Origin of the sequence: Actinacidiphila acididurans, from assembly GCF_016918855.1 — a bacterium.
GTDB classification, from domain to species: Bacteria; Actinomycetota; Actinomycetes; order Streptomycetales; family Streptomycetaceae; genus Actinacidiphila; species Actinacidiphila acididurans.
On sequence record NZ_JADKYB010000002.1, the window covers coordinates 35954 to 57998 of the forward strand.

The window sequence follows — 22045 nt, forward strand, 5'->3', positions numbered from 1 at the left end:
CAGGGACGCCTGAGGAGCACGTGATGAGTGCCGCAGAGACAACCACCACCGAGGTGCCGCCGCCGCGGCACTCATCACCTCCCTCCGACGGAGGCACGCCACGCCGCCCGCCACGCGGCAGACGCGCCGGCCGCTGGGCCGCCCCCTGGCTGCTGCTTGCCCCCTGCCTGCTGGTGCTGGTGCTGGTCCTCGGCTATCCGCTGGTGCGGCTGGCCACCCTGTCCTTCCAGGACTACAAGAAACCCCAGCTGTGGGGCTTCAAGCCGGCCACCTGGGTCGGCTTCGACAACTACAAGGCGGTCCTGACCGACAACGAGTTCTGGTCGGTCGTCGTCCGCACGGTCATCTTCGCCGGCGGCTCGGTGCTGCTCACCATGGTCGCCGGCATGCTGGTCGCGCTGCTGCTCCAGCGCGTGTCGTCCTGGGTGAAGACCCTGGTCAACATCGCCCTGGTGGCGAGCTGGGCGATGCCGGTGGTCGTCGCGGTCACCGTCTTCAAGTGGATGTTCGACACCGACTACGGCGTCGTGAACTGGGTGCTCAGCAAGCTGCCCGGAGTGAACTACGACGGCCACAACTGGTTCGCGTCCGGTCCCGAGGGCCTGACCGTGATCATGCTGCTGGTGGTCTGGGGCGCCATTCCGTTCGTCGCGATCACCCTGAGCGCGGGCCTGACCCAGGTGCCCAAGGAACTGGAGGAGGCCGCCCGGCTCGACGGAGCCGGCGCCTTCGGCACGTTCCGCTACGTCACCTTCCCCATCATCAAGCCGCTCGTGGTGATGATGACCACCCTCTCGGTGATCTGGGACATGGGCGTCTTCCCGCAGGTGTGGCTGATGCGCGGCGGCCACCCCGAGCCGGAGTTCCAGCTGCTGACCACCTACTCGTACGAAAAGGCGTTCGGCGTCAACGACTACGCGGCCGGCGCGGCCATCGCGCTGATCACCGTGGTGCTCCTGATGGGCGTGGTCGCCGTCTACATGCGCCAGATGCTGAAGATCGGAGAGGTGGAATGAGCGCCCTGACCACGCAGCCGCCCGCGAGGCCCGCGCCGTCGGCCGGGGCCGCCCTGCTCGCCGCCCGCCGGCGCCGCAGCAGGATCACGTACAACATCCTCGGCCTGATCGTCTTCTGCCTGAGCGCCTTCCCGGTCTACTGGATGCTCAACACGGCGTTCAAGCCGGCCAAGGACGCGATCGACCCCAACCCGCACTTCTTCCCGTTTCCCCTGTCGCTGGAGAACTTCCGGCGCGCGCTGAACATCAGCGACTTCTGGGGGCCGGTCGAGCGCAGCCTGATCGTCAGCGCCGCCACCGTGCTGATCGGCGCGGTCGTCGGGCTGCTGGCCGCGCTGGCCATCTCCCGGTTCGCCTTCCGCGGCCGCAAGATCGTGATCGTCGGCATCCTCACCGTCCAGATGGTGCCGCTGGTCGCGATGATCATCCCGGTGTTCCTGCTGCTCAACCAGATCCACCAGATCGACAAGCTGTCCGGCCTGGTGCTGACCTATCTGACCTTCATCCTGCCCTTCACGGTGTGGACGCTGCGCGGCTTCCTCGTCAACATCCCCAAGGAGCTGGAGGAGGCGGCGATGGTGGACGGGTGCAGCCGCGCCGGTGCCTTCATCCGGGTGGTCCTGCCGCTGCTCGCCCCGGGCCTGGTCGCCACCTCGATCTACGGTTTCATCCAGGCGTGGAACGAGTTCCTCTACGCCCTGCTGGTGATGAGCCAGGAGCATCAGACCGCCACCGTGTGGCTGAGCTCCTTCACCACCCAGCACGGCACCGAATACGCTCCGATGATGGCGGGCTCGACCATGATGGGCATCCCCATCGTGCTGCTGTTCCTGCTCGTCCAGCGCAAGATGGCAGCCGGCCTGACCGCCGGCGCGGTGAAGGGATGACCGTCATTTCCGCCGACACCCCCGCGGACGCCCTCACCCGGGACGCGCTCACCGTCCTCCAGCCCGGCTTCGGCGGCCTGACCCCGCCGGACTGGGTGCTGCGCCTGCTGGACGAGGGGCTGGGCGCGGTCGCCCTGTTCTCCCGCAACATCCAGACCGCGGAACAGGTCGCCGCGCTCACCGCCCGGCTGCGCGAGGTCCGGCCGGACCTGCTCATCGCCGCCGACGAGGAGGGCGGCGATGTCACCCGGATCGAGGTGCGCGGCGGCTCGTCCTTCCCCGGCAACCTCGCGCTCGGCGCGGTGGACGACCTCAAGCTGACCCGGGCGGTGGCCGCCGAACTCGGCCGCCGGCTCGCCGAGGTCGGCGTCAACCTGGACTGGGCGCCCTCCGTCGACGTCAACTCCGACCCGCGCAACCCGGTCATCGGGGTCCGCTCCTTCGGTGCCGACCCCGACCTGGTGGCCCGCAACACCGCCGCCTGGGTGGAGGGCCTGCAGTCCGCCGGCGTCGCCGCCAGCGTCAAGCACTTCCCGGGCCACGGCGACACCTCGGTCGACTCCCACCACGCCCTGCCGCGCATCGACGTCGACCTCGACACCCTGCACCACCGCGAGCTGGTCCCCTTCCGGGCCGCGCTGGCCGCCGGCGCCAAGGTCGTGATGAGCGCTCACATCCTGGTGCCCGCCCTCGACCCCGACCTGCCGGCCACCTTGTCGCCCGCGGTGCTGGGCGGCCTGCTGCGGGCCCCCCGCTCGGCCGGCGGCCTCGGCTACGACGGGCTGATCATCACCGACGGCATCGACATGCAGGCGATCGCGGCCACGTACGGCATGGAACGCGGCACCGCGATGGCCATCGCGGCCGGCGCCGACGCGATCTGCGTGGGCGGCGGCCCCTACGACGAGGGCACCGTCCTCGCGCTGCGGGACGCCCTGGTGGCCGCCGTACGCGACGGGTCGCTGCCCGAGGAACGCCTCGCCGACGCCGCCGCCCGGGTCCGCGCGCTCGCCGCCTGGACCCAGGAGCAGTCCGGCGCCGCCACCCGCCTCGTGGCCGGCCCCGAACTGGGCCTGGAAGCCGCCCGCCGCGCGGTCCGTATCACCCGCGGCCCCGGCTTCACCCCGCTCACCGCCCCGCCCTACGTCGCGGCCTTCACCCCGATGGCCAACATCGCCGTCGGCGACGTCACCCCCTGGGGCGTGGCCGCCGAACTCGAACGCGCCCTGCCCGGCACCGAGACTGGCACCTACCGCTCCGAGGATGTCTCCGACGTGCTCGCCGCGGCCGGCTCCCGCCGCCTGGTCGCCGTCGTCCGCGACGTCCACCGGCACCCCTGGATGGCCGGCGCCCTCACCGCGCTGCTCGCCGCCCGCCCCGACACCATCGTCGTCGAGATGGGCGTCCCGCAGTCCCCGCCCGCCGGCGCGCTCCACGTCGCCACCCACGGCGCCGCCCGCGTCTGCGGCGAAGCGGCGGCGGAAGCGATTCTGTCGGCGCGCTGAGGTCACCCACCGACTGTTCGGCCTTACGGGGCCGGAGGAGCGGGGGTCCGAAATGCTGCCGTCTATTTGTGAGCCGCCAGGCTCGTGAACAGACGATTTCGGACTCCCGCTCCGGAGGTCCCGCACGGACCGCCACCACAGCGGGCAACGGCGGTCCGACGGACTACGGCACCCTTCTCAGAGCCCCTGCCAAGAAGGCTTGGCCGCATACGTCGCGCGGAAGTACGGCGCCAGCTTCAGCTCGGAGGCGGCGGCCTCGTCCACGACGACGGTGGCGTGCGGGTGCAACTGGAGCGCGGAGGCCGGGACGATCGCGGCGACCGGGCCCTCGACCGTCTGGGCGACCGCCTCCGCCTTGCCCTCGCCGGTGGCCAGCAGCACCAGGTGCCGCGCCTCCAGGATCGTGCCGATGCCCTGCGTGATCACGTGGTGCGGCACCTGCTCGATGTCCCCGTCGAAGAACCGCGCGTTGTCCACCCGGGTCTGCTCGGTGAGCGTCTTGATCCGGGTCCGCGACGCCAGCGACGAGCCGGGCTCGTTGAACCCGATGTGGCCGTCCGTGCCGATGCCGAGCAGTTGCAGGTCCACCCCGCCCGCCGCCGACAGCGCCGCGTCGTACGCCTGGCACGCCGCCGGTATGTCCTGGGCGGCCCCGTCCGGCCCGAGGAACGCGTCGGGGGACAGCCCCAGCGGCTCGACCACCTCGCGCAGCAGCACCGAGCGGTAGGACTCCGGGTGCCCGGCCGGCAGCCCCACGTACTCGTCGAGCTGGCAGACCCTGGCCCGGTCCACCTGCACCTCGCCGGCCCCCACCTTCGCCGCCAGCGCCCGGTAGACGGGCAGCGGGGTGGACCCCGTCGCCACCCCCAGCAGTGCGTCCGGCTTGCGGCGGAGCAGTTGGGCCATGGCCTCGGCGACGATCTCGCCGCCTGTCGCGGCGTCCGGAACGATGACAACTTCCACGCTGGTCCTGCCGTTCTGGAGAGGATGAGTGTGGTATAGACCAATCGTATAGACCAATTTAGCAGACGGGCTCCGTTCCGCCGATGGTGCGGCCCCGCCCCTCCTGTGGTCGACTTGTGGGGTCGGGCGCGGCCGGAGGAGGCGGTGCGGATGTCGGCGCCGACGAAGGGCCGACCGGGCTGGATCATGTCCGGGGAGATGGCCGAGCAGCCGGCGGTGCTGCGCCGGGTCCTGGTCGAGGGCGGCCCGGCGATCCGGGACACGGCCCGGCGGATCGCCGCCCACCGCCCGCGTTTCGTGCTGCTCAGCGCCCGCGGCACCTCCGACCACGCCGCCCTCTACGCCAAGTACCTGATCGAGGCGGAGCTCGGCCTGCCCTGCGGGCTGACCTCGATGTCCACCGCGACCGCCTCCGGGGTGCGCCCGCAGCTCGCCGGCGTGCTGCTGATCACGGTCAGCCAGTCCGGGGGCTCGCCGGACCTGGCCGCCGCATCGAGGGCCGCCCGGGAGGCGGGGGCGATCACCCTGGCCGTCACCAACAACCCGGACTCGCCGGTCGCGGAGGCCTCCGAATACCACGTCGACCTGCTGGCCGGGCCGGAGAAGGCGCTGCCGGCCACCAAGACGTACACGGCCGAACTCCTCGCGCTCTACCTGTTCGTCAAGGGCCTGCGCGGGGAGTCCGGCACCGAGGCGGCGCCGGTGCCGGAGCTGGCCGAGGGGGTGCTGGCCCGCGACGCGGAAGTACGGCACCTGGCCGGGCGCTACCGGTTCGCCGAGCGGATGGTGATCACCTCGCGCGGCTACGGCTACCCGACCGCCCGTGAGGCCGCGCTGAAGCTGATGGAGACCTCGTACATCCCCGCGCTGGCCTACTCCGGGGCGGACCTGCTGCACGGCCCCCTGGCGATGGTCGACAACATCTCGCCGGTCATCGCGATCGTCACCGAGGGGCGGGGCGGCGCGGCCCTGCAACCCGTACTGGACCGGCTGCGCGGCCGCGGCGCGGACCTGGTGGTCGTCGGCCCGCCCGGCCAGGTCGCCGCCGCACCCCTGGGCTTCGCCCTGCCCACCACCTCCGTGCCCGAGGCCCTCCAGCCCGTCCTGGAGATCCTGCCCCTCCAGAAGCTCGCCTACGAGGTCTCCCTCGCCCGCGGCCAGGACCCGGACGCCCCACGGGCCCTGCTGAAGTCGGCGTAGCCGCGCGAGGCCGTGCAAGGGGGCGGCGCAGGGGCGGAAAAAACTCGGGGCCGCGGTGCCGGGAGAGGACCCTCAACCTCATCGGCACCGCAGCCCGGAGTCGCTGTCGGCGCCGTGGCCTGCGAGGTGTGCGGTCCCCGCGGGCCCGATAGGGCCGACCGGGAGGCGCCGACGTAGTCAGGGCAGAGAACGCGCCGCCTCGGTCCGCGCTCCTGTGCGGGGAGCGCGGAGGTTCACGAGAGGAATTGTGGACTAGACCATTGCCGGTTGTCCATGCCCTCAGCAGGGAATCCTAGGAGAATTCCCTGTGAATCACGGCACCCGCGGGCTGCCCCGCCGGCCACCCTCCCACCGCTCGCGACCCCGCCGCCGGTCCGCCCCGGGGGGTACCCTCGCAGCGTGCCCTCCATGAACGACCTCGTCCGCGAGCACACGGCCCTCGGCGACTCCGACCTCGAATGGCTGCACCTGCTCGTCTCGGAGTGGCAGCTCCTGTCCGACCTGTCCTTCGCCGACCTGGTGCTGTGGGTCCCCACCCGGGACGGCACCCGCTACGTGTCGGTGGCCCAGATGCGGCCCAACACCGGCCCCACCTCGTACCAGGACGACATGGTCGGCCACCTGGTGCCGCGCGGCCGGCGCCCGCTGCTGGACGCCGCGCTGGACGAGGGGCGGATCGTCCGGGAGGGCGACCCGGAGTGGCGCGAGGAGGTGCCGGTCCGGGTGGAGTCGATCCCGGTACGGCGGGACGGGCGCGTGCTGGGCGTGATCGCGCGCAACACCAACCTGCTGACCGTGCGCACCCCGAGCCGGCTGGAGCTCACCTACCTGCAGAGCGCCTCCGACCTGGCGCAGATGATCGCCGCCGGGGCGTTCCCGTTCCCGGCCGAGCAGGTGGACATGGACGCCTCGCCGCGGGCCGGCGACGGGCTGATCCGGCTGGACGCCGACGGCATGGTGCAGTACGCCAGCCCCAACGCCCTGTCCGCGTACCACCGCCTGGGCATGGCCACCGACCTGGTGGGCCAGCACCTGGGCAAGGCCACCGCCGAACTCGCCCCGGTCCGCGGGCCGGTGGACGAGGCCCTGGTGAAGCTGGCCAGCGGCTGGGCACCCCGGGAGTTCGAGGTCGAGGGCGGCGACGGGGTGATCCAGCTGCGGGCCATCCCGCTCAAGCCCAAGGGCACCCACACCGGTTCGCTGGTGCTGCTCCGCGATGTCACCGAACTGCGGCGCCGCGAACGGGAGTTGATAACCAAGGACGCCACCATCCGGGAGATCCACCACCGGGTGAAGAACAACCTCCAGACGGTGGCCGCCCTTCTCCGGCTCCAGGCCCGCCGAATGGACTCCGACCCGGCCCGCGAGGCGCTGGAGGAGGCGGTACGGCGGGTCGGCTCGATCGCCATCGTGCACGAGACACTCAGTCAGACGCTGGACGAGAGTGTGGAGTTCGACGAGATCGCCGACCGGGTGCTGGCGATGGTCGCCGAGATTTCCCCCGGACGAGTGACGACCCGGCGCACCGGCAAGTTCGGCGTGCTGACCGCGGAGATCGCCACCCCGTTGTCCATGGTGCTCACCGAACTGCTGCAGAACGCCCTCGAACACGGCTTCGGGCCGGGGGAGTCGGGCACCGTCGAGGTCACGGTCACCCGCGGCCGGGAGCTGATCACCGTGGTCGTCCAGGACGACGGCCGCGGCCTGCCGCCCGGCTTCGACGCCCAGCAGGCCGGCAACCTCGGCCTGCAGATCGTCCGCACCCTCGTGGTCGGCGAGCTGTCCGGCACCTTCGACATGCTCCCCGCGCCCGGCGGCGGCACCCGGGTACTGCTCGAACTCCCGCTGGACTCCTAGCAGTCGGCGCCCGGCGGACGACGCACGCCCGTCGTCGCACAGTTGGCGGCACAAAAAAAGGAACCCCCGTACCGGGTTCGGTACGGGGTCCCTTCGATCCTGCGTGCTGCGCGTGTTGGCAGGTGCTGCGCGCTGCGGCTCGGTCGGAATGCCAGGGATCAGGCGCTGGCGTTGCGGGCCCGGTTACGAGCGGCGCGACGCTTCATCGCGCGACGCTCGTCCTCGCTGAGCCCGCCCCAGACACCGGCGTCCTGGCCGCTCTCAAGGGCCCACTGCAGGCACTGCTCCATGACGGGGCAGCGGCGGCAGACGGCCTTGGCTTCCTCGATCTGCAGCAGCGCAGGATCGGTGTTGCCGATGGGGAAGAAGAGCTCCGGGTCTTCCTCGCGGCAAACGGCGCGGTGACGCCAGTCCATGGCTGCTCCAACTCCTCGTGTGACAAGCACGTTGCTTGTGAATGTGAACGCTTTCACGAATCCCTTCACAGCGAACGGGACGTCAACCAGCCTGGCGGCTGGTGCGGTCCCGCGCCTGGTGTGAAGTGGAGGATTCGGGCTCTCATGGGGGTCGTCTACCCGACCCGTCCCGATCGCCACCTAGAGACTCGCAAACCTCGGCGGGAGATACAACCCCTTCCGAAAAGTTTTTTTTGATTCCTCGGTGTCGCCTCGGTCACAGCCCTACTTCCATGGGGTGCCGGGCAGGCTAAACGTTCGAGTAAAAGGACTTTAGGCTCTTCGACTTACACAATGACACGCAGTGCACGGCGTACACCTGTGAAGGTCGCGCTCGTTCGCAGCCCCAGGTGGTCACCGTCCACCTGGAAGGGCAGCGGCGCCTGCGATTGCAAGGTGAAGTCGGTCAGGTCGTGCAGGCTCACCGTGTGCCGCCCGCGCGGCCCCCGCTCCGGTGTGGAGCGGAGCAACTGCGCGGCGTAACGCGTTCCGGACACCGTGGACATCCGGGTGACCCCGAGGACGTCCAGCGCCGTGTCGAACGAGGCCTCCGGAGAGGCGTACACTGGCCGGTTCCCGATGTACGTCCAGGGCGCGGTGTTGCAGATTATGGCCATCGCCAGCCCCGGGACCGGCTCCTCGTCCGGGCGGTCCAAGGTGATCGTGCCCTTGCGCCGGTGCGGGTCGGCCATGAACTGCCGGGCCACCTGCCGCAGATACAGCGCGGGCGTCGAACGCTTGCCCAACTCCCGCTGCTGCTCGACCCGGCCGATCACCCCGGCGTCGAAGCCGAAGCCCGCGCAGAAGGTGAACCAGCGGGCCGGCACGCCCTCGTCCTCGGTGCCGGGAGTGCCGCTGACCAGACCGAGCCCGACCGTACGGGAGGAGCCGGCCCGCAGGGCGCCCAGCAGGGCGCCGGTGGCCTCCACCGGGTCGTTGGGCAGCCCCAGCGCCCGGGCGAACACGTTGGTCGAGCCGCCGGGCACCACCGCGAGCTGCGGCAGGTCGTCAGGATCGGGGCCGTGGTGCAGCAGGCCGTTGACGATCTCGTTGACGGTGCCGTCGCCGCCGAGCGAGACCACCAGCTCCACCTCGCCGCTCTCCGCGGCTCTGCGCGCCAGGTCCCGGGCGTGCCCCCGGTACTCCGTCGTGGCCACCTCCAGCTTGAGGTCGCTGGCGAGCGCGGTACCGATCACCTCACGGACCCGCGCGCTGGTGGTCGTGGCAGCCGGATTGACCACGAGAAGTGCACGCATGGCCGACAGCGTACCCACCGATTTTCCGGCCCGGCTACGCTGGCCGGTGTGAGCAACACGTCCAAGCGCCCCCGTACCGCCCCTCCCGCGGACCCGGCCGCCGGGGCTCCGGCCCCCGCCGGCCGGCCCGTACTGCGGCTGATGCTGGCCGCCGCCGTGGCCGGACTCGAAGGGCTGGCCGTGGCGGTGTGGGGCATCACCATGTGCTTCACCGGCGGCCACAACGCGGTGCCGGCCGGCCTGCTGGTGCTGGTGCTCGCCGCGATCCCACTGGCCGCCGCCCACGGCCTGCGCAAGGCCCGCAAGTGGAGCCGCGGGCCCGCGCTGATCATGCAGCTGATCGCGCTGCCCATGGCCTGGACCATGCTGCACAGCGGCGGCCCCGCCGTCGCCGGTGGCATCGTGCTCGGCCTGCTCGCGGTCCTGGGCCTGGTGCTGCTGGTCCACCCGGCCACCACCGACGCCCTCGGCATCAAGCGGACCGCGTCCTCGTAGCGGCGCCTGTAAGGGGCCCTGGGGCGCCTGGGGCGGGGGAGCCCTGTGGAGGGGCCCCGTAGGCGCTCTCGGCCGCGGACGGGCCCCTCGGCGTCCAGGTAGGTCCGGGCGTGCCACCGACGGCACGCCCGGCGCTCACTCGTCGATGAGCAGCTTGTCCCGCAGCTGGGCGAGGGTACGGGCCAGCAGCCGGGAGACGTGCATCTGGGAGATGCCCACCTCCTGGGCGATCTGCGACTGGGTCATGTTGCCGAAGAACCGCAGCAGCAGGATCGTCTTCTCGCGCGGCGGCAACTGCTCCAGCAGCGGCTTGAGGGACTCGCGGTACTCCACGCCCTCCAGCGCCTCGTCCTCCGAGCCGAGGGTGTCCGCGACGGCCGGCGACTCGTCGTCGGTGTCCGGCACGTCCAGCGAGAGCGTGCTGTAGGCGTTGGCCGACTCCAGGCCCTCCAGCACCTCCTCCTCGGAGATCTTCAGGTGCTCGGCCAGCTCGTGCACGGTCGGCGCGCGCCCGTGCCGCTGGGACAGCTCGCCGGTGGCCGTGGTCAGCGCCAGCCGCAGCTCCTGGAGCCGGCGCGGCACCCGTACCGCCCAGCCCTTGTCCCGGAAGTGCCGCTTGATCTCGCCGACCACCGTCGGGGTGGCGTAGGTGGAGAACTCCACCCCGCGCTCGACGTCGAACCGGTCCACCGACTTGATCAGCCCGATCGTGGCGACCTGGGTGAGGTCGTCCAGCGGCTCCCCGCGGTTGCGGAACCGCCGGGCCAGGTGCTCCACCAGCGGCAGGTGCATCCGCACCAGCTGGTTGCGCAGCTCGGCGCGCTCCGGCGACCCCTCCGGCAGCTTGCTCAGCTCGACGAACAGGGCCCGGGCCCCGGAGCGGTCCTGCGGGTCGTGCGGCTCGTAACTGTCGACCGTGTCGACGGTGTCGGCACCTTCGGCGCTCTCGGCACCGCCGGTGTCCGCCGCGCGCTCGTGCTGCTCCGCCGGCGCCACGTCCGCCGTGCCCGCCGTGTCCTGGTCGTCGTCCATCGGGTCCATCGGGTCCATCGGGTCCGTCTGCTCCGCCGCGTCGATCACTTCCCTGGGGGTGGCCGCCCGGTCGGCCGGGTCGTGCGCCGGTTCCGGATGCGGCCGGGCCGTCTGCTGCCGCCCGGCGGGCTCGGGTCCGGCCGGGTCCGGCGCCTGGGCCGGTACGGAGGCACGCTCCCGTGCCGCCGCGGCCGGTGCCTCGTGCTCGGCGGGGATGCCCGGGGTCTCCGACGGCTTCACGACAGTCCTGGTACCGCGCCGCGCTTCTTGTGCAGGCTGATGCTGACCGTGCGGTCGTCGGCCACCGAGGAGTCCACCTCGCCGGCCAGCGCGGACAGCACCGTCCAGGCGAACGTGTCGCGCTCGGGCGCGCGGCCGTCGGTGGTCGGCGCCGACACGGTGACCCACAGCGAGTCGCCGACCAGCCGGAACACGCAGCTCAGCACCGAACCCGGCACGGCCTGCTGCAGGAGGATCGCGCACGCCTCGTCCACGGCGATGCGCAGGTCCTCGATCTCGTCGAGGGTGAAGTCCAGCCGGGCCGCGAGTCCGGCCGTGGCCGTCCGCAGCACCGACAGATACGCCCCCGCCGCGGGCAGCCGGACCTCGACGAAGTCCTTCGACCCGGGCTCGCCTGCGATCTGGGACACCCTCACCTCCACAGTGGCACACAGTGATTGCTCTGGTTCGCAGCGACGCTATCGCGATCCGCCGCCCGGTGTCGCCCGGACGGAGCACGGTTGGCCACTGCTCTTGTCACCCATGGTAAGCGTACGAGTACGCACCGTGGGTAGTGCTCCGAGGTCTCAATTCGTCTGCGAAATCGCTCGGTTGTGCGCAGGCGTAGCCGGCCCGGCCGCCAGTGACGCCAGCGCGTGCAGGGCCGGGCCGGTGAGCCGCTGTACCGTCCACTCGTCCTGCGGCAGTGCGCCGATCGAGCGGTAGACGCCGAGCGCCTTCTCGTTCCAGTCCAGGACCGACCACTCGAACCGCTGCCAGCCGCGCTCGACGCATATCGCGGCGAGCGCGGCCAGCAGCGCCTTGCCGTGGCCGGCGCCGCGGGCCCCCGGTGTCACGTACAGGTCCTCCAGGTACAGCCCCGCGGTGCCGGTCCAGGTGGAGAAGGACCGGAACCACAGCGCGAAGCCGACCGGCTCCGCAGCCCCGCCGTCCGCCCCGTCGGAGCTTTCGGTGCTTTCGGCGATCAGCGCGTACGCCGCCGGGTCGGGACCGAACAGGCTGGCGTGAAGCTGTTCCTCGGTGGCCCGTGCCTGCTCCAGTTCGCGTTCGTACGCGGCGAGTTCACGGATCAGGGTGTGGATCACCGGGATGTCGGCGGGCGTCGCGGCGCGGATCATGCCCCCCAGGGTACGGCGGCCCGCTGTGCGCGGACGAAGGCCGCCGCCTCCGGTGCCGCCGACCGGCAAGCGGCGGCCGAACCACCGGAGCGTTCGGGCGAGGGCGAGGGGCGGGGGCGGCGCTCCCGGGCCGGCTCAGCCGGTGATCACCGCCGCCACCCGGGTGCCGGGCGGGAAGGCGCCCTCCTCGGCGAGCGTGACCAGGGCGTGCAGCGCCTTGGCGACGTAGACCGGCTCGGGGACCAGGCCGTGCCGGGCGGCGAAGTCCGCCGCGAAGGCGTCCAGCAGGGGGGTGGTACGGGCGTAGCCGCCGTGGTGGAAGCGCGCCTCCAGCGCCCAGTCGCCGCGCGGGCCACCGTAGGCGGCCTGTTGCAGCGCCCGTACGTCGTCGGCCAGGAAGCCGCCACCGCGCAGCACGGGCACGCCGATCGCCCGACCGGCGCCGTCCAGCCCGGCCGCGAGCCCGGCCAGGGTGCCGCCGGTACCGCAGGGCACCACCGCCACGTCGGCCAGGCCGCGCAGTTCCCGGCCCAGCTCCGCGCAGCCCAGCACGGCCGGCGCGTTGGAGCCGCCCTCGGGCAGTACGTACGCCCTGCCGTGCCGGGCCGCCAGCGCCGCCGCCACCTCCGGCTCGGCCTTGCGGCGGTAGAGCGCGCGGTCCACGAAGTCCAGCGTCATCCCGTCGGCCGCGGCCCGGGCCAGGGACGGGTTGAGCGGCCGGCCGGCCAGTTCCTCGCCGCGTACGACGCCCACCGTGCGCAGGCCCAGCAGGCGGCCCGCGGCGGCGGTCGCCCGCAGGTGGTTGGAGTAGGCGCCGCCGAAGGTGAGCAGGGTGTCGTGGCCGCCGGCGAGCGCCGCCGCCAGGTTCAGCCGCAGTTTGCGGTACTTGTTGCCCACCAGGTCCGGGTGGATCAGGTCGTCCCGCTTGAGCAGCAACGTCACCCCGCGCCGCGCCAGCCGTGCGTCCGCCGCCTCCTCCAGCGGCGAGGGCAGTGCCACCCCGCCCCGCGCGAGCGCCGCGTCCACCTCGGCCGGCGCGGGCCCGAGGGCACCCGGGGCCGGGACTGCGGCGGGTTCGGTGGCGGGGTCGGTGCCAGGATCGGCGGTCACCCGCCCATCCTGGCGCATTCCGCGCCCCGCCGGTGCTCCGGTGTCACCCGCAGCCGTGACAGTCGCCATGGACGCGGGCCGGGAACGGCGGGCCGGATACGGGGCGCGAATCTGCCGCACCTGATCCCATGAGGCCGGTTCGCGGTGCATTCTGCTGCCGTGCACCAAGAAGCCGCGGCCCGCGACGGGTCCCCCATGGAGAGCGCCACTGCGCCCAGTGACGCCGGTGACGCGCTGACCGCGACCGTACGGGGGCTGCTGCCCTCGCTGACGCCCGCCGCGGCGCGGATCGCCTCGCTGATCGTGGCGGACCCCGCGCAGGTGGCGCGCAGCACCATCTCCGAGCTCAGCGCGCTGGCCGGGACCAGCGAGTCCTCGATCGTGCGCACCGCGCGGGCGCTGGGCTTCGCCGGCTACCCGGAACTGCGGCTCGCCCTCGCGGCCTCGGCGGCCCGGCAGGGCCCGAAGACCACCCTCAGCTCGGGCATCACCCCGCAGGACTCGGCGGAGGAAGTGGTGGCCAAGCTGGTGCACACCGAGTCGCAGGCGGTGCTGGAGACGGCCACCCAGCTCGACCCCGACCAGCTGCGCGGGGCGGTGGCCGCGGTGTGCGGCGGCGGGCAGTTGCACATCGCCGGGGTCGGGGCGTCCGGGCTGGTCGCCCAGGACCTCCAGCAGAAGCTGGCCCGGATAGGCCGGCCCTGCCACGCGCACGGCGACTCGCAGTCCGCGCTCACCAGTGCGGTGCTTCTGGGTCCTGGTGATGTGTTTCTGGTCGTGTCGCACTCCGGGGAGAGCCGGGACGTGCTCGAGCCGCTGCGGCGGGCGGCGGACGAGGGGGCCGCGACCGTGGTGATCACGAATCATCCGTTGTCCACCGCGGCCCGGCTCGCCGACTGGGTGCTGGTGTCGGCGGGCCGGGAGACCACGTTCCGGCCGGGTGCGATGGCCAGCCGGATCAGTCAGTTGGTGGTGGTGGACTGTTTGTTCGTGTGCGTGGCGCAACACACGTATGAGATGTCGAGCAGGGCGTTGCGGTTGACGCACCAGGCACTCGAGGGTGACCGGGAGCATTGAGTTCCGCCCTGACGGGGCGCGGGTTGGTGCCGGGCCGGAGGGGTTGTTGCTGTCGTCTCCGGACCACCCGTTTTCGGTGGTTTCTCGCGCAGTTCCCCGCGCCCCTGCGGGGCGCTCCCGGCCCGCCCTACTTCACCAGGTCCACGTCGGCCGCGTTCACGAAGGCCATGCGGTGGTTGTAGACGATTTCGTAGACCTTGGTCTGGCCGACGAAGTCGTGCTGGTCGTAGGGGGCGGAGCCGTCGTAGTTGATGGCGTAGTAGGAGTCGGTGTTCACCGCGGGGCCGGCGGCGACGTAGGACTGGCCGGCGGGGATGGTGTATTTGGCGCGGGCGGTCTGGGGGCGGGGCGGGGTGCCGCCTTCGAAGGCGACGAAGTCGGGCGGGTAGACGGAGGCCTCGGGGTAGGCGGTGGTGTAGACCGGGATCGAGGTGCGGCCGGGCTTGGGGACGATCCGCAGGGCCTGCTGGGGGACGGTGGCCGGGTGGGCGGCGGAGTCCTGGAACCAGGCCTCCTGGCCGCCGAACCAGATGGCGGTCCAGCCGGGCCGGCGGTCGGCGACGACGTACTGCTCGCCGGTGGGCGCCTTGTCGCCCCAGTCGTTCATGGCGTCGGTGCCGGGTGAGCCGTCCTTGTGCAGGTAGGGGTCGGACAGCAGCGCGGCGGTGGTGCTGGGCGCGGTGTACAGCGGGACGAAGCTGCTCGGGGCGTCCGTGGAGGTCACCGGGCAGTCGAAGCTGCGGTAGGGGCCGGGGAACTGCTTGTAGCCCTGCACGTCGTCGCAGTACGTGGTGGTCTGCGGGTTGTGCGCGAAGCCCGGCTTGATGGCCACGACCGGGCTGCCGGGCGCGGCGGTGGGGTGGATCGGGGCGCCGAGCAGGTCGAAGAAGTGCTCCCAGTCCCAGCCCGGGCCCGGGTCCCAGTGCTGGGTGGCGACGCCGCTCTCGGTGGTGCCCGGCACGTTGTCGTGGCCGAGGATGTGGGCGCGGTCCAGCGGGATGTCGTACTTGGCGGCGAGGTACTTCACCAGCGACGCGGTCGAGCGGTAGAGGTCCTCGCTGAACCAGGCGGCGCCGTGGGTGGCCCAGGCTTCCTGCTCGATGCCGATGGAGTGCTGGTAGAAGGAGCGGTTGCCGCTGTCCCAGGCGATGTCCTTGGTGGGGATCATCTGGGTGACGTGGCCGTCGGAGGAGCGCACGACGTAGTGGGCGCCGGCGGCGTAGGTCGGGTCGCGGAACAGGTCCAGCGTGCCGTCGTACGTCTCGTCGGTGGTGTGCAGGGTGATGTAACGGATCTGCAGGTCGTGCGGGCGGTCGGCCAGGTCGTGGCTGCCGTAGTCGGTCAGGTTGTTCGGGTCGAGCAGGGTGTACGCCCCGGGGATGACGTCGCAGTCGAGGGAGGGCGGGCACTCCGGCTTCTGGTCGCTCTTGGGCGGGGTGACGTCCTTCAGGCCGAGCTTGGTCACGTCCTCGCGGTTCGGGTGCAGGCCGGGCACCGGGGCGAGGGTGATCTGCTGGCCGTCCTGGGTGGTACGCGTCTGGCCGCTGCGCATCGTGTCCCACACGCCGTCGGCGAAGGTCTGCGCGACCTTGTCCTCGGTGGCCTGGCTGTAGCGGGCCGCGGCGGCGTACCAGCCGTCGACCGTACGCGGCAGTTCGCCCCGCCCGTAGCCGCGGGCGTACTGCGCCAGCAGGGCGGCGCCGCCGCGGATGTTCTGCGCCTCGTCGCTCTGCACGGTGGCGGCGTCGGTGCCCAGCAGCGCGGCGGCGGCCGGCGCGGTGTGCTCGGCGGGCGCCTTCAGCAGGTCGGCGTAGCGCGGCGAAAGCGTGGACAGGCCGTCCGCGTCCAGTTCCTTGGTCGTCAGGTCGGTGAGGTTCATCGGGCCGTAGCCCGCCTCGGCGTTCTCCTGCCCGGCGTGCGCCTCCCACCGGGTCTCGTAGTACGACACCGCTTCCAGCACGGGCAGGGGTACGCCGAACTCCTGTGCCGCCGCGGCGAATTCGGCCTGCCGCCGGCCTTGCGGATCCACCGCGTGCGCGGCGGTCGACGTGACCGCGGTGACCGACAGACCGGCCAGCAACGACAGCGCGGCGGCCAGCGTCACCGCGCGCCGCCGCGGCCGTCCGAGCCGCGGCTCCGGAGTGTGTGGGCTGAGGGGGCTGTGCATCCAGGCTGCTCCTCGCAAGACGGGGACCACGATTGGTGCGTACGAGCGTGCGGATCTGCTGGCCGCAGCCTGACGACCCCGCCTGGCAACAAGCAACCTCTCCACCCCAATTGGTGAAACTTTTTGCCCGTCACCCCCTCTTGCCCTTTGCCTCGCCTCAGAACTGCGCGGTGTCCAGCTCCATGTCGAACGGCGCCGGCAGCCGGATCGGCGTCCCGAACGGATGGGGGCCTTCCGCGGTGGTGTAGCCGAGCGGGCCAGGGTGCGAGAAGAGGGTGCTCGTGCGGGACCGGCGGTCGATCAGCAGGTGGAGCGGGGCGCCGTACTCCGCGTACCGCCGGCGCTTGGTGACGCGGTTGGTGTCGCCGTTGGACTCCGAGGTGACCTCCACGACGAGGAGGGTCTGGTCGGGAGCAAGGGCGGCTGCGCCTTTGGCGAGCTCGCGAGGGACCACGGCAAGGTCCGGCACGTACCAGTTGGAGCTTCCCGGCAGATCGAGATTGCCCGAGCCGGCCATGCAACCGAGCCGCCTGACCGCAGGGCCGATCTGTTCCCGTACGGAGTCGGCTGCGGCCTCGTGGTCCCATGTGGGCGACACCGGTTCGATCACTCCCTCGATGATCTGCACCCGGTCCCCCCGGACGTGCTGAATCGCGTACTTCAATGCCGTTTCCGGGTCCTCGGCCGCGTAGTAATGCGGCTCAGCGCTCAACGGATCCTCCCTGGGTGATGCCCTGGTCCGATGGTTCCGGTCTACCTCACCGGGCGTACACATGGGCGACTTCTCGGGCCGAGATCACTCGTTCGGGAAAACAGCAAAAAGCCCCCGTCCGCCGGTACGGGGGACCTGGCGGACGGGGGCGACTCGGGCCGGCGCGCGGCCGGTATGGGTATGAGGCCGCGCGGGGGCCGAGTGTGACACTTTCAGGGTGTGAGGTGGATCACATGGGGGGTCAGGCGCGGGCCACGCCCTCGGCGCGGGCGGCGGCGGCGACCGCGGCGGTCACCGCGGGGCCGACCCGGGGGTCGAAGGGGGAGGGGATGACGCGGTCGGCGGACAGTTCGCCGGCGACCACCGCGGCCAGGGCCTCGGCGGCGGCCAGTTTCATGCCCTCGGTGATGGCACTGGCCCGCACCTGGAGGGCGCCGGCGAAGATGCCGGGGAAGGCCAGCACGTTGTTGATCTGGTTGGGGAAGTCGGAGCGGCCGGTGGCGACGACCGCCGCGTACTTGCGGGCGATGTCGGGGTGGATCTCCGGGTTCGGGTTGGCCATCGCGAAGACGAACGCGCCCGGCGCCATGGTGGCCACCGCCGCCTCCGGCACGGTGCCGCCGCTGACCCCGATGAAGACGTCCGCGCCGGCCATCGCCGTCTCCAGCGAGCCGGAAAGGCCCGCCTTGTTGGTGTAGCCGGCCAGCATCCGCTTGACCGGGTTGAGGTCCTCCCGCTCGGCGTGCACGACGCCCTTGCGGTCGGTGACCGCCACGTCCCCGATGCCCGCCTCGACCAGGATCCGCGCGATGGCGACCCCGGCCGCGCCCGCCCCGGAGATCACCGCCCGCAGCTCGCCCAGCGACCGCCCGGTCAGCGCGCACGCGTTGCGCAGCGCCGCCAGCGTGACCACCGCGGTGCCGTGCTGGTCGTCGTGGAAGACCGGGATGTCCAGCCGCTCCTTGAGCCGGTCCTCGATCTCGAAGCAGCGCGGCGCCGAGATGTCCTCCAGATTGATCCCGCCGAAGGACGGCGCGAGCCGCACCACCGTCTCCACGATCTCGTCCACGTCCGTGCAGTCGAGCGCGATCGGCACCGCGTCCACCCCGCCGAACTGCTTGAAGAGGATCGCCTTGCCCTCCATCACCGGCAGCGACGCGCGCGGGCCGATGTCGCCCAGGCCCAGCACGGCCGTGCCGTCGGTGACCACCGCGACCACCTTGGACTTCCAGGTGTACTCGTCGACCAGCTCCGGCTGTTCGGCGATCGCGGTGCACACCTCGGCCACGCCGGGGGTGTACGCCAGGGACAGGTCCGCCGCGTCGCGCAGCGGCACGGTCGCGGCCACCGCCAGCTTGCCGCCGCGGTGCAGCGCGAACACGGGCGAGCCGGTATCGCGCGTGGTGGTGTCCTGCTCGGTATGTCCGGTCCGGGTGGAATTCATGGAATCCGTTGACTGCGCGCTTTGCGTGGGCTGTTCCGCTTGCGCGGACTGTACGGTGTGCGCGGGCTGTGAGGATTGCACGATCTCCGTTGCCACGTGAAGACCCCTTCGCGGGAATTGAGGGAACACTCCACCCCGGGACGGGAGGAGTGGGAGTTCGGCGCCGCGCTGCCGGCCGGTGATGGTGGATACGGCGACAGCCGACGCCGGGGCACGCCGCACCAGCGCGCCCCGGGGTCCCTGATGAGGGACGAGGGCTTGTACTGCCGGAAAGCCGATTGCGAGCCGTTTCCGGGTTTCCACTGCCGAATGTGGTTCACAGGGCGCGTCCTCACCGTGACCCGGTCGTGGTCTGCCGGTCCGGTGAGCGCCCGGGGATCGCCCGTTATCCGATTTTGACACAACGGCGACCCTGACCGGGCCTGTCCGGATGGCAAGATGCACAGATCACTCACGGTGGCGGCACTCGAAGGCGTGTGCGCAGGCCCCCGCAGAAGGACCCTGACCTCGCAGGAGGAAGCAGCGATGCCCGCTTGTACGACCAGGCGCTCGACCGCCCTGACCCGTCTCACCGCGGTCGCCGCCGTCGCGGTCGCCGGCACCCTGGTGCTCACCGGGTGCGGCGATCAGACCAAGAAGGACTCTTCGAGCAGCGGTTCCTCCTCCTCGGCCACCGCGTCGTCCGGCAGCACTGCCGGTACCGGCAACAGCGCGGGCGCCGCTCCGCTGTTCGCCAAGCTGCCCAAGAAGTACCAGGACGCCGGCGTGATCAAGGTCGGCACCGACGCCTCGTACGCCCCGATGGAGCAGACCGAGAACGGCAAGATCGTCGGCATCGACCCGGACCTCGGTGACGCTCTGTCCAAGCAGCTCGGCGTGAAGTTCGAGTTCACCAATGGACAGTTCGACGGCCTGATCACCTCGCTCTACACCGGCCGCGAGGACATCGTGATGTCGGCCATGAGCGACACCAAGGCCCGCCAGCAGGGCCTGGACGACAAGGGCAAGAAGGTCGGCAAGGGCGTCGACTTCGTCGACTACTACATGTCCGGTTCCTCCCTGCTGGTCAAGAAGGGCAACCCCAAGGGCGTCAAGACGCTGGCCGACCTGTGCGGGCAGACCGTGGCGGTGCAGCGAGGCACGATCTACGAGGACGCGTTCAAGCAGCAGAAAACTGCCTGCGGCAGCAAGGGCCTGACCATCGAGTCCTTCGACACCGACACCGAGGCGCAGACCCGGGTCAAGGCCGGCGGCGCGGTCGCCGACCTCAACGACACGCCGGTGGCCGCCTACATCGCCCAGAAGTCCGGCGGCGCCTTCGAGGTGGCCGGCTCCCCGGCCGACGCCGGCCCGTTCGGCATCGCCGTGGACAAGAGCAACAGCCAGCTCCGCGACGCCCTCCAGCAGGCCATGCAGGCGATCATCGCGGACGGCAGCTACGCCCAGGTGCTCCAGAAGTGGAACGCGAACGTCGGCGCCCTCACCACGGTCAAGATCAACGGCGGCTCGTGACGTGACGGAGAACTTCGAGAAGGAGCCGGTCGACACTCCCGCGACCGGCTCCCCGGAAGCGGAAGTCCCGGCGACCCCGGCGACTGCGGACACTGCGCCGACCTCGGCCGCCCCCGCGGTGGCCGCGGCGCCGGCCGCCGCCCCGTACGAACCCATCCGCGCCATTCCGGTACGCCACTACGGCCGCTGGATCAGCGCGGTGATCGTGGTGGCGCTGCTGGCCGCGCTGGCCTACGGCTTCTCCCAGGGCGACATCATCTGGGGCACGGTCGGCGACAAGCTGTTCGACAAGACCATCGTGCAGGGCGCCTGGCACACCATTCTCATCTCGGTGTGCGCCATGCTGATGGGCGTGGTGCTGGGCCTCGTGCTGGCCGTCATGCGGCTGTCGAACAACCCGGTGACCAGCTCGGTGGCCTGGCTCTACATCTGGTTCTTCCGCGGCACCCCGGTGTACGTGCAGCTGCTGATGTGGTTCAACCTCTCGTTGATCTTCCCCGTGATCAACCTGATGCCGCTGTACAAGAACAACACCGTCGCGATCATGACCCCCTTCGTGGCCGCCCTGCTGGGCCTCGGCCTCAACGAGGGCGCGTACATGGCGGAGATCGTCCGGGCCGGCATCCAGTCGGTCGACCTCGGCCAGACCGAGGCGGCGCACGCGCTGGGCATGACGGGCTCGCGGACCATGCGCCGGATCGTGATGCCGCAGGCCATGCGGCTGATCGTCCCGCCGACCGGCAATGAGTTCATCAACATGCTGAAGACCTCCTCGCTGGTGTCGGTGGTGCAGTACACCGAACTGCTGCGCGCCGCGTCGAACATCGGCAGCGACACGACGGCCATCATGGAGATGTACTTCGTCGCCTGCATCTGGTACCTCGCGATCACCAGCGTGTTCAGCGTCGGCCAGTACTACATGGAGCGCTACTACGCCCGCGGCTCGCAGCGGTCGCTGCCGCCCACCCCGTGGCAGAAGGTCCGGGCGAACCTGACCACCGTGCGCCGACCGAAGGTGGCCTGATGAGCGCGACGAACGCGAAGAGCGCGCAGCCGATGGTGAAGGCCGAGGCCGTCCACAAGTCGTTCGGGCTCGCGCACATCCTCAAGGGCATCGACCTGGAGGTGGCCCCGCGCGAGGTGTTCTGCCTGATCGGCCCGTCCGGCTCGGGCAAGTCCACCTTCCTGCGCTGCATCAACCACCTGGAGAAGATCAACTCCGGGCGGCTGTGGGTGGACGGCGAACTGGTCGGCTACCGGCAGCGCGGGGACCGGCTGTACGAGCTGAAGGACCGTGAGGTCGCCGCCAAGCGGCGGGACATCGGGATGGTCTTCCAGCGGTTCAACCTGTTCCCGCACATGACGGCGCTGGAGAACGTCATGGAGGCGCCGGTCCAGGTCAAGCGGGAGAGCAAGGCGGTGGCCCGGGAGCGGGCCGCCAAGCTGCTGGACCGGGTGGGCCTGGCGGACAAGGCGGAGCACTACCCCGCCCAGCTCTCCGGCGGCCAGCAGCAGCGGGTGGCCATCGCCCGGGCACTGGCCATGGAGCCCAAGCTGATGCTCTTCGACGAGCCCACCTCGGCCCTCGACCCCGAACTCGTCGGCGACGTGCTCGACGTCATGCGGGGCCTGGCCGAGGACGGCATGACCATGGTCGTGGTCACCCACGAGATGGGCTTCGCCCGCGAGGTCGGCGACGCGCTGGTCTTCATGGACGACGGTGTGGTCGTCGAGTCCGGCCACCCCCGGGACGTCCTGACCAACCCGCGGCACGACCGCACCAAGGCCTTCCTGTCCAAGGTGCTGTGACGACCCGCACCACCCGCATGACCTGCACCACGGCGTGACCCGCACGAAGGGCACGGGCCCGCACCCCGTGCCCTCGGCCGTACGACACCTGCCGTCGGCCGGCCCCCGCTCCGTACCACTGTGTAATACCCTGAATGCGAGTCCGTCTGTTACGCCCGCCGCTTTCCCGGGCCGGGCGGGCTCCGGACCG

At 71.5% G+C, this 22045-nt stretch carries 20 protein-coding genes; 10 read left to right on the top strand and 10 right to left on the bottom strand.

Annotation, left to right across the window (positions count from 1 at the left end):
- Positions 1-23 precede the first annotated feature (23 nt).
- The 3 genes from ITX44_RS03340 to ITX44_RS03350 are packed head-to-tail and all read left to right on the top strand — an operon-like array spanning position 24 to position 3408.
- Positions 24-1016: a carbohydrate ABC transporter permease gene (locus tag ITX44_RS03340; RefSeq protein ID WP_205355469.1), complete on the top strand. Its 993-nt coding sequence runs from the start codon at positions 24-26 to the stop codon at positions 1014-1016.
- Positions 1013-1903, top strand: a complete 891-nt coding sequence (locus tag ITX44_RS03345) for a carbohydrate ABC transporter permease (RefSeq protein WP_205355470.1) — start codon at positions 1013-1015, stop codon at positions 1901-1903. Before ITX44_RS03340 ends, ITX44_RS03345 begins: the two co-directional genes overlap by 4 nt.
- Positions 1900-3408 (top strand): glycoside hydrolase family 3 protein, encoded by a 1509-nt coding sequence (locus ITX44_RS03350; protein WP_205355471.1) that lies wholly within the window; start codon positions 1900-1902, stop codon positions 3406-3408. The genes ITX44_RS03345 and ITX44_RS03350 overlap by 4 nt, the downstream gene beginning before the upstream one ends.
- A gap of 177 nt (positions 3409-3585) precedes the next feature.
- Here the strand turns inward: ITX44_RS03350 and nagB are convergent, their stop codons facing one another.
- Positions 3586-4371 carry a glucosamine-6-phosphate deaminase gene (gene nagB, locus ITX44_RS03355; RefSeq protein WP_205355472.1) on the bottom strand — a complete coding sequence of 262 codons (786 nt, stop codon included), beginning with the start codon at positions 4369-4371 and terminating at the stop codon, positions 3586-3588.
- A 150-nt stretch (positions 4372-4521) separates the two neighbouring features.
- On the opposite strand from nagB, the gene ITX44_RS03360 reads away from it, so the two are divergent.
- Both ITX44_RS03360 and ITX44_RS03365 read left to right on the top strand, forming a co-directional pair.
- Positions 4522-5571 carry an SIS domain-containing protein gene (locus tag ITX44_RS03360; RefSeq protein ID WP_205355473.1) on the top strand — a complete coding sequence of 350 codons (1050 nt, stop codon included), beginning with the start codon at positions 4522-4524 and terminating at the stop codon, positions 5569-5571.
- Positions 5572-5979: 408 nt separating this feature from the next.
- Complete coding sequence (locus ITX44_RS03365; protein WP_205355841.1) at positions 5980-7428, top strand: sensor histidine kinase; 1449 nt, start codon at positions 5980-5982, stop codon at positions 7426-7428.
- Positions 7429-7586: 158 nt separating this feature from the next.
- On the opposite strand, the gene ITX44_RS03370 is transcribed toward ITX44_RS03365, so the two are convergent.
- Complete coding sequence (locus ITX44_RS03370) at positions 7587-7844, bottom strand: WhiB family transcriptional regulator (RefSeq protein ID WP_205355474.1); 258 nt, start codon at positions 7842-7844, stop codon at positions 7587-7589.
- 326 nt (positions 7845-8170) lie between these two features.
- Positions 8171-9139, bottom strand: coding sequence for a diacylglycerol/lipid kinase family protein (locus ITX44_RS03375; protein WP_205355475.1), 969 nt, complete (start codon positions 9137-9139; stop codon positions 8171-8173).
- Positions 9140-9187: 48 nt separating this feature from the next.
- Here ITX44_RS03375 and ITX44_RS03380 point away from each other — a divergent pair, with 48 nt between their 5' ends.
- Positions 9188-9634, top strand: a complete 447-nt coding sequence (locus ITX44_RS03380; protein WP_205355476.1) for a hypothetical protein — start codon at positions 9188-9190, stop codon at positions 9632-9634.
- Positions 9635-9769: 135 nt separating this feature from the next.
- Here the strand turns inward: ITX44_RS03380 and ITX44_RS03385 are convergent, their stop codons facing one another.
- From ITX44_RS03385 to ITX44_RS03400, 4 genes are all read right to left on the bottom strand, one after another.
- The gene (locus tag ITX44_RS03385; protein ID WP_372440834.1) at positions 9770-10675 is read right to left on the bottom strand and encodes an RNA polymerase sigma factor SigF; all 906 of its coding nucleotides are present in this window, start codon (positions 10673-10675) and stop codon (positions 9770-9772) included.
- Between the two features lie 227 nt (positions 10676-10902).
- Positions 10903-11316 (bottom strand): ATP-binding protein, encoded by a 414-nt coding sequence (locus tag ITX44_RS03390; RefSeq protein WP_205355478.1) that lies wholly within the window; start codon positions 11314-11316, stop codon positions 10903-10905.
- A 156-nt stretch (positions 11317-11472) separates the two neighbouring features.
- Positions 11473-12024, bottom strand: a complete 552-nt coding sequence (locus ITX44_RS03395) for a GNAT family N-acetyltransferase (RefSeq protein ID WP_205355479.1) — start codon at positions 12022-12024, stop codon at positions 11473-11475.
- 135 nt (positions 12025-12159) lie between these two features.
- Positions 12160-13152: a 1-aminocyclopropane-1-carboxylate deaminase/D-cysteine desulfhydrase gene (locus tag ITX44_RS03400; protein ID WP_205355480.1), complete on the bottom strand. Its 993-nt coding sequence runs from the start codon at positions 13150-13152 to the stop codon at positions 12160-12162.
- A gap of 141 nt (positions 13153-13293) precedes the next feature.
- Between ITX44_RS03400 and ITX44_RS03405 the strand changes: the two genes are divergently transcribed.
- Positions 13294-14211, top strand: coding sequence for a MurR/RpiR family transcriptional regulator (locus ITX44_RS03405; RefSeq protein WP_307795071.1), 918 nt, complete (start codon positions 13294-13296; stop codon positions 14209-14211).
- A 127-nt stretch (positions 14212-14338) separates the two neighbouring features.
- On the opposite strand, the gene ITX44_RS03410 is transcribed toward ITX44_RS03405, so the two are convergent.
- From ITX44_RS03410 to ITX44_RS03420, 3 genes are all read right to left on the bottom strand, one after another.
- Positions 14339-16378 (bottom strand): N-acetylmuramoyl-L-alanine amidase, encoded by a 2040-nt coding sequence (locus ITX44_RS03410; protein WP_205355481.1) that lies wholly within the window; start codon positions 16376-16378, stop codon positions 14339-14341.
- Between the two features lie 157 nt (positions 16379-16535).
- A complete protein-coding gene (locus ITX44_RS03415) occupies positions 16536-17090 on the bottom strand; it encodes a Uma2 family endonuclease (protein ID WP_236060003.1) in 555 nt (184 codons plus the stop codon).
- Positions 17091-17331: 241 nt separating this feature from the next.
- Positions 17332-18534, bottom strand: a complete 1203-nt coding sequence (locus ITX44_RS03420; protein ID WP_205355483.1) for an NAD(P)-dependent malic enzyme — start codon at positions 18532-18534, stop codon at positions 17332-17334.
- 525 nt (positions 18535-19059) lie between these two features.
- Here ITX44_RS03420 and ITX44_RS03425 point away from each other — a divergent pair.
- The 3 genes from ITX44_RS03425 to ITX44_RS03435 all read left to right on the top strand — a co-directional run bounded on the left by ITX44_RS03425 (position 19060) and on the right by ITX44_RS03435 (position 21855).
- Positions 19060-20046, top strand: coding sequence for an ABC transporter substrate-binding protein (locus ITX44_RS03425; RefSeq protein ID WP_205355484.1), 987 nt, complete (start codon positions 19060-19062; stop codon positions 20044-20046).
- Between the two features lie 118 nt (positions 20047-20164).
- A complete protein-coding gene (locus ITX44_RS03430; protein WP_372440835.1) occupies positions 20165-21070 on the top strand; it encodes an amino acid ABC transporter permease in 906 nt (301 codons plus the stop codon).
- Positions 21070-21855, top strand: a complete 786-nt coding sequence (locus ITX44_RS03435; protein ID WP_307795072.1) for an amino acid ABC transporter ATP-binding protein — start codon at positions 21070-21072, stop codon at positions 21853-21855. The genes ITX44_RS03430 and ITX44_RS03435 overlap by 1 nt, the downstream gene beginning before the upstream one ends.
- Positions 21856-22045: the final 190 nt, after the last annotated feature.

Excerpts from the sequence above, each read along its gene's own strand:
- ITX44_RS03340 (WP_205355469.1), top strand. The coding sequence starts at position 24 with ATGAGTGCCGCAGAGACAACCACCACCGAGGTGCCGCCGCCGCGGCAC.
- ITX44_RS03345 (WP_205355470.1), top strand. The coding sequence starts at position 1,013 with ATGAGCGCCCTGACCACGCAGCCGCCCGCGAGGCCCGCGCCGTCGGCC.
- ITX44_RS03350 (WP_205355471.1), top strand. The coding sequence starts at position 1,900 with ATGACCGTCATTTCCGCCGACACCCCCGCGGACGCCCTCACCCGGGAC.
- ITX44_RS03360 (WP_205355473.1), top strand. The coding sequence starts at position 4,522 with ATGTCGGCGCCGACGAAGGGCCGACCGGGCTGGATCATGTCCGGGGAG.
- ITX44_RS03365 (WP_205355841.1), top strand. The coding sequence starts at position 5,980 with ATGAACGACCTCGTCCGCGAGCACACGGCCCTCGGCGACTCCGACCTC.
- ITX44_RS03370 (WP_205355474.1), bottom strand. The coding sequence starts at position 7,844 with ATGGACTGGCGTCACCGCGCCGTTTGCCGCGAGGAAGACCCGGAGCTC.
- ITX44_RS03375 (WP_205355475.1), bottom strand. The coding sequence starts at position 9,139 with ATGCGTGCACTTCTCGTGGTCAATCCGGCTGCCACGACCACCAGCGCG.
- ITX44_RS03385 (WP_372440834.1), bottom strand. The coding sequence starts at position 10,675 with ATGGACCCGATGGACGACGACCAGGACACGGCGGGCACGGCGGACGTG.
- ITX44_RS03395 (WP_205355479.1), bottom strand. The coding sequence starts at position 12,024 with ATGATCCGCGCCGCGACGCCCGCCGACATCCCGGTGATCCACACCCTG.
- ITX44_RS03400 (WP_205355480.1), bottom strand. The coding sequence starts at position 13,152 with ATGCGCCAGGATGGGCGGGTGACCGCCGATCCTGGCACCGACCCCGCC.
- ITX44_RS03410 (WP_205355481.1), bottom strand. The coding sequence starts at position 16,378 with ATGCACAGCCCCCTCAGCCCACACACTCCGGAGCCGCGGCTCGGACGG.
- ITX44_RS03420 (WP_205355483.1), bottom strand. The coding sequence starts at position 18,534 with ATGAATTCCACCCGGACCGGACATACCGAGCAGGACACCACCACGCGC.
- ITX44_RS03425 (WP_205355484.1), top strand. The coding sequence starts at position 19,060 with ATGCCCGCTTGTACGACCAGGCGCTCGACCGCCCTGACCCGTCTCACC.
- ITX44_RS03435 (WP_307795072.1), top strand. The coding sequence starts at position 21,070 with ATGAGCGCGACGAACGCGAAGAGCGCGCAGCCGATGGTGAAGGCCGAG.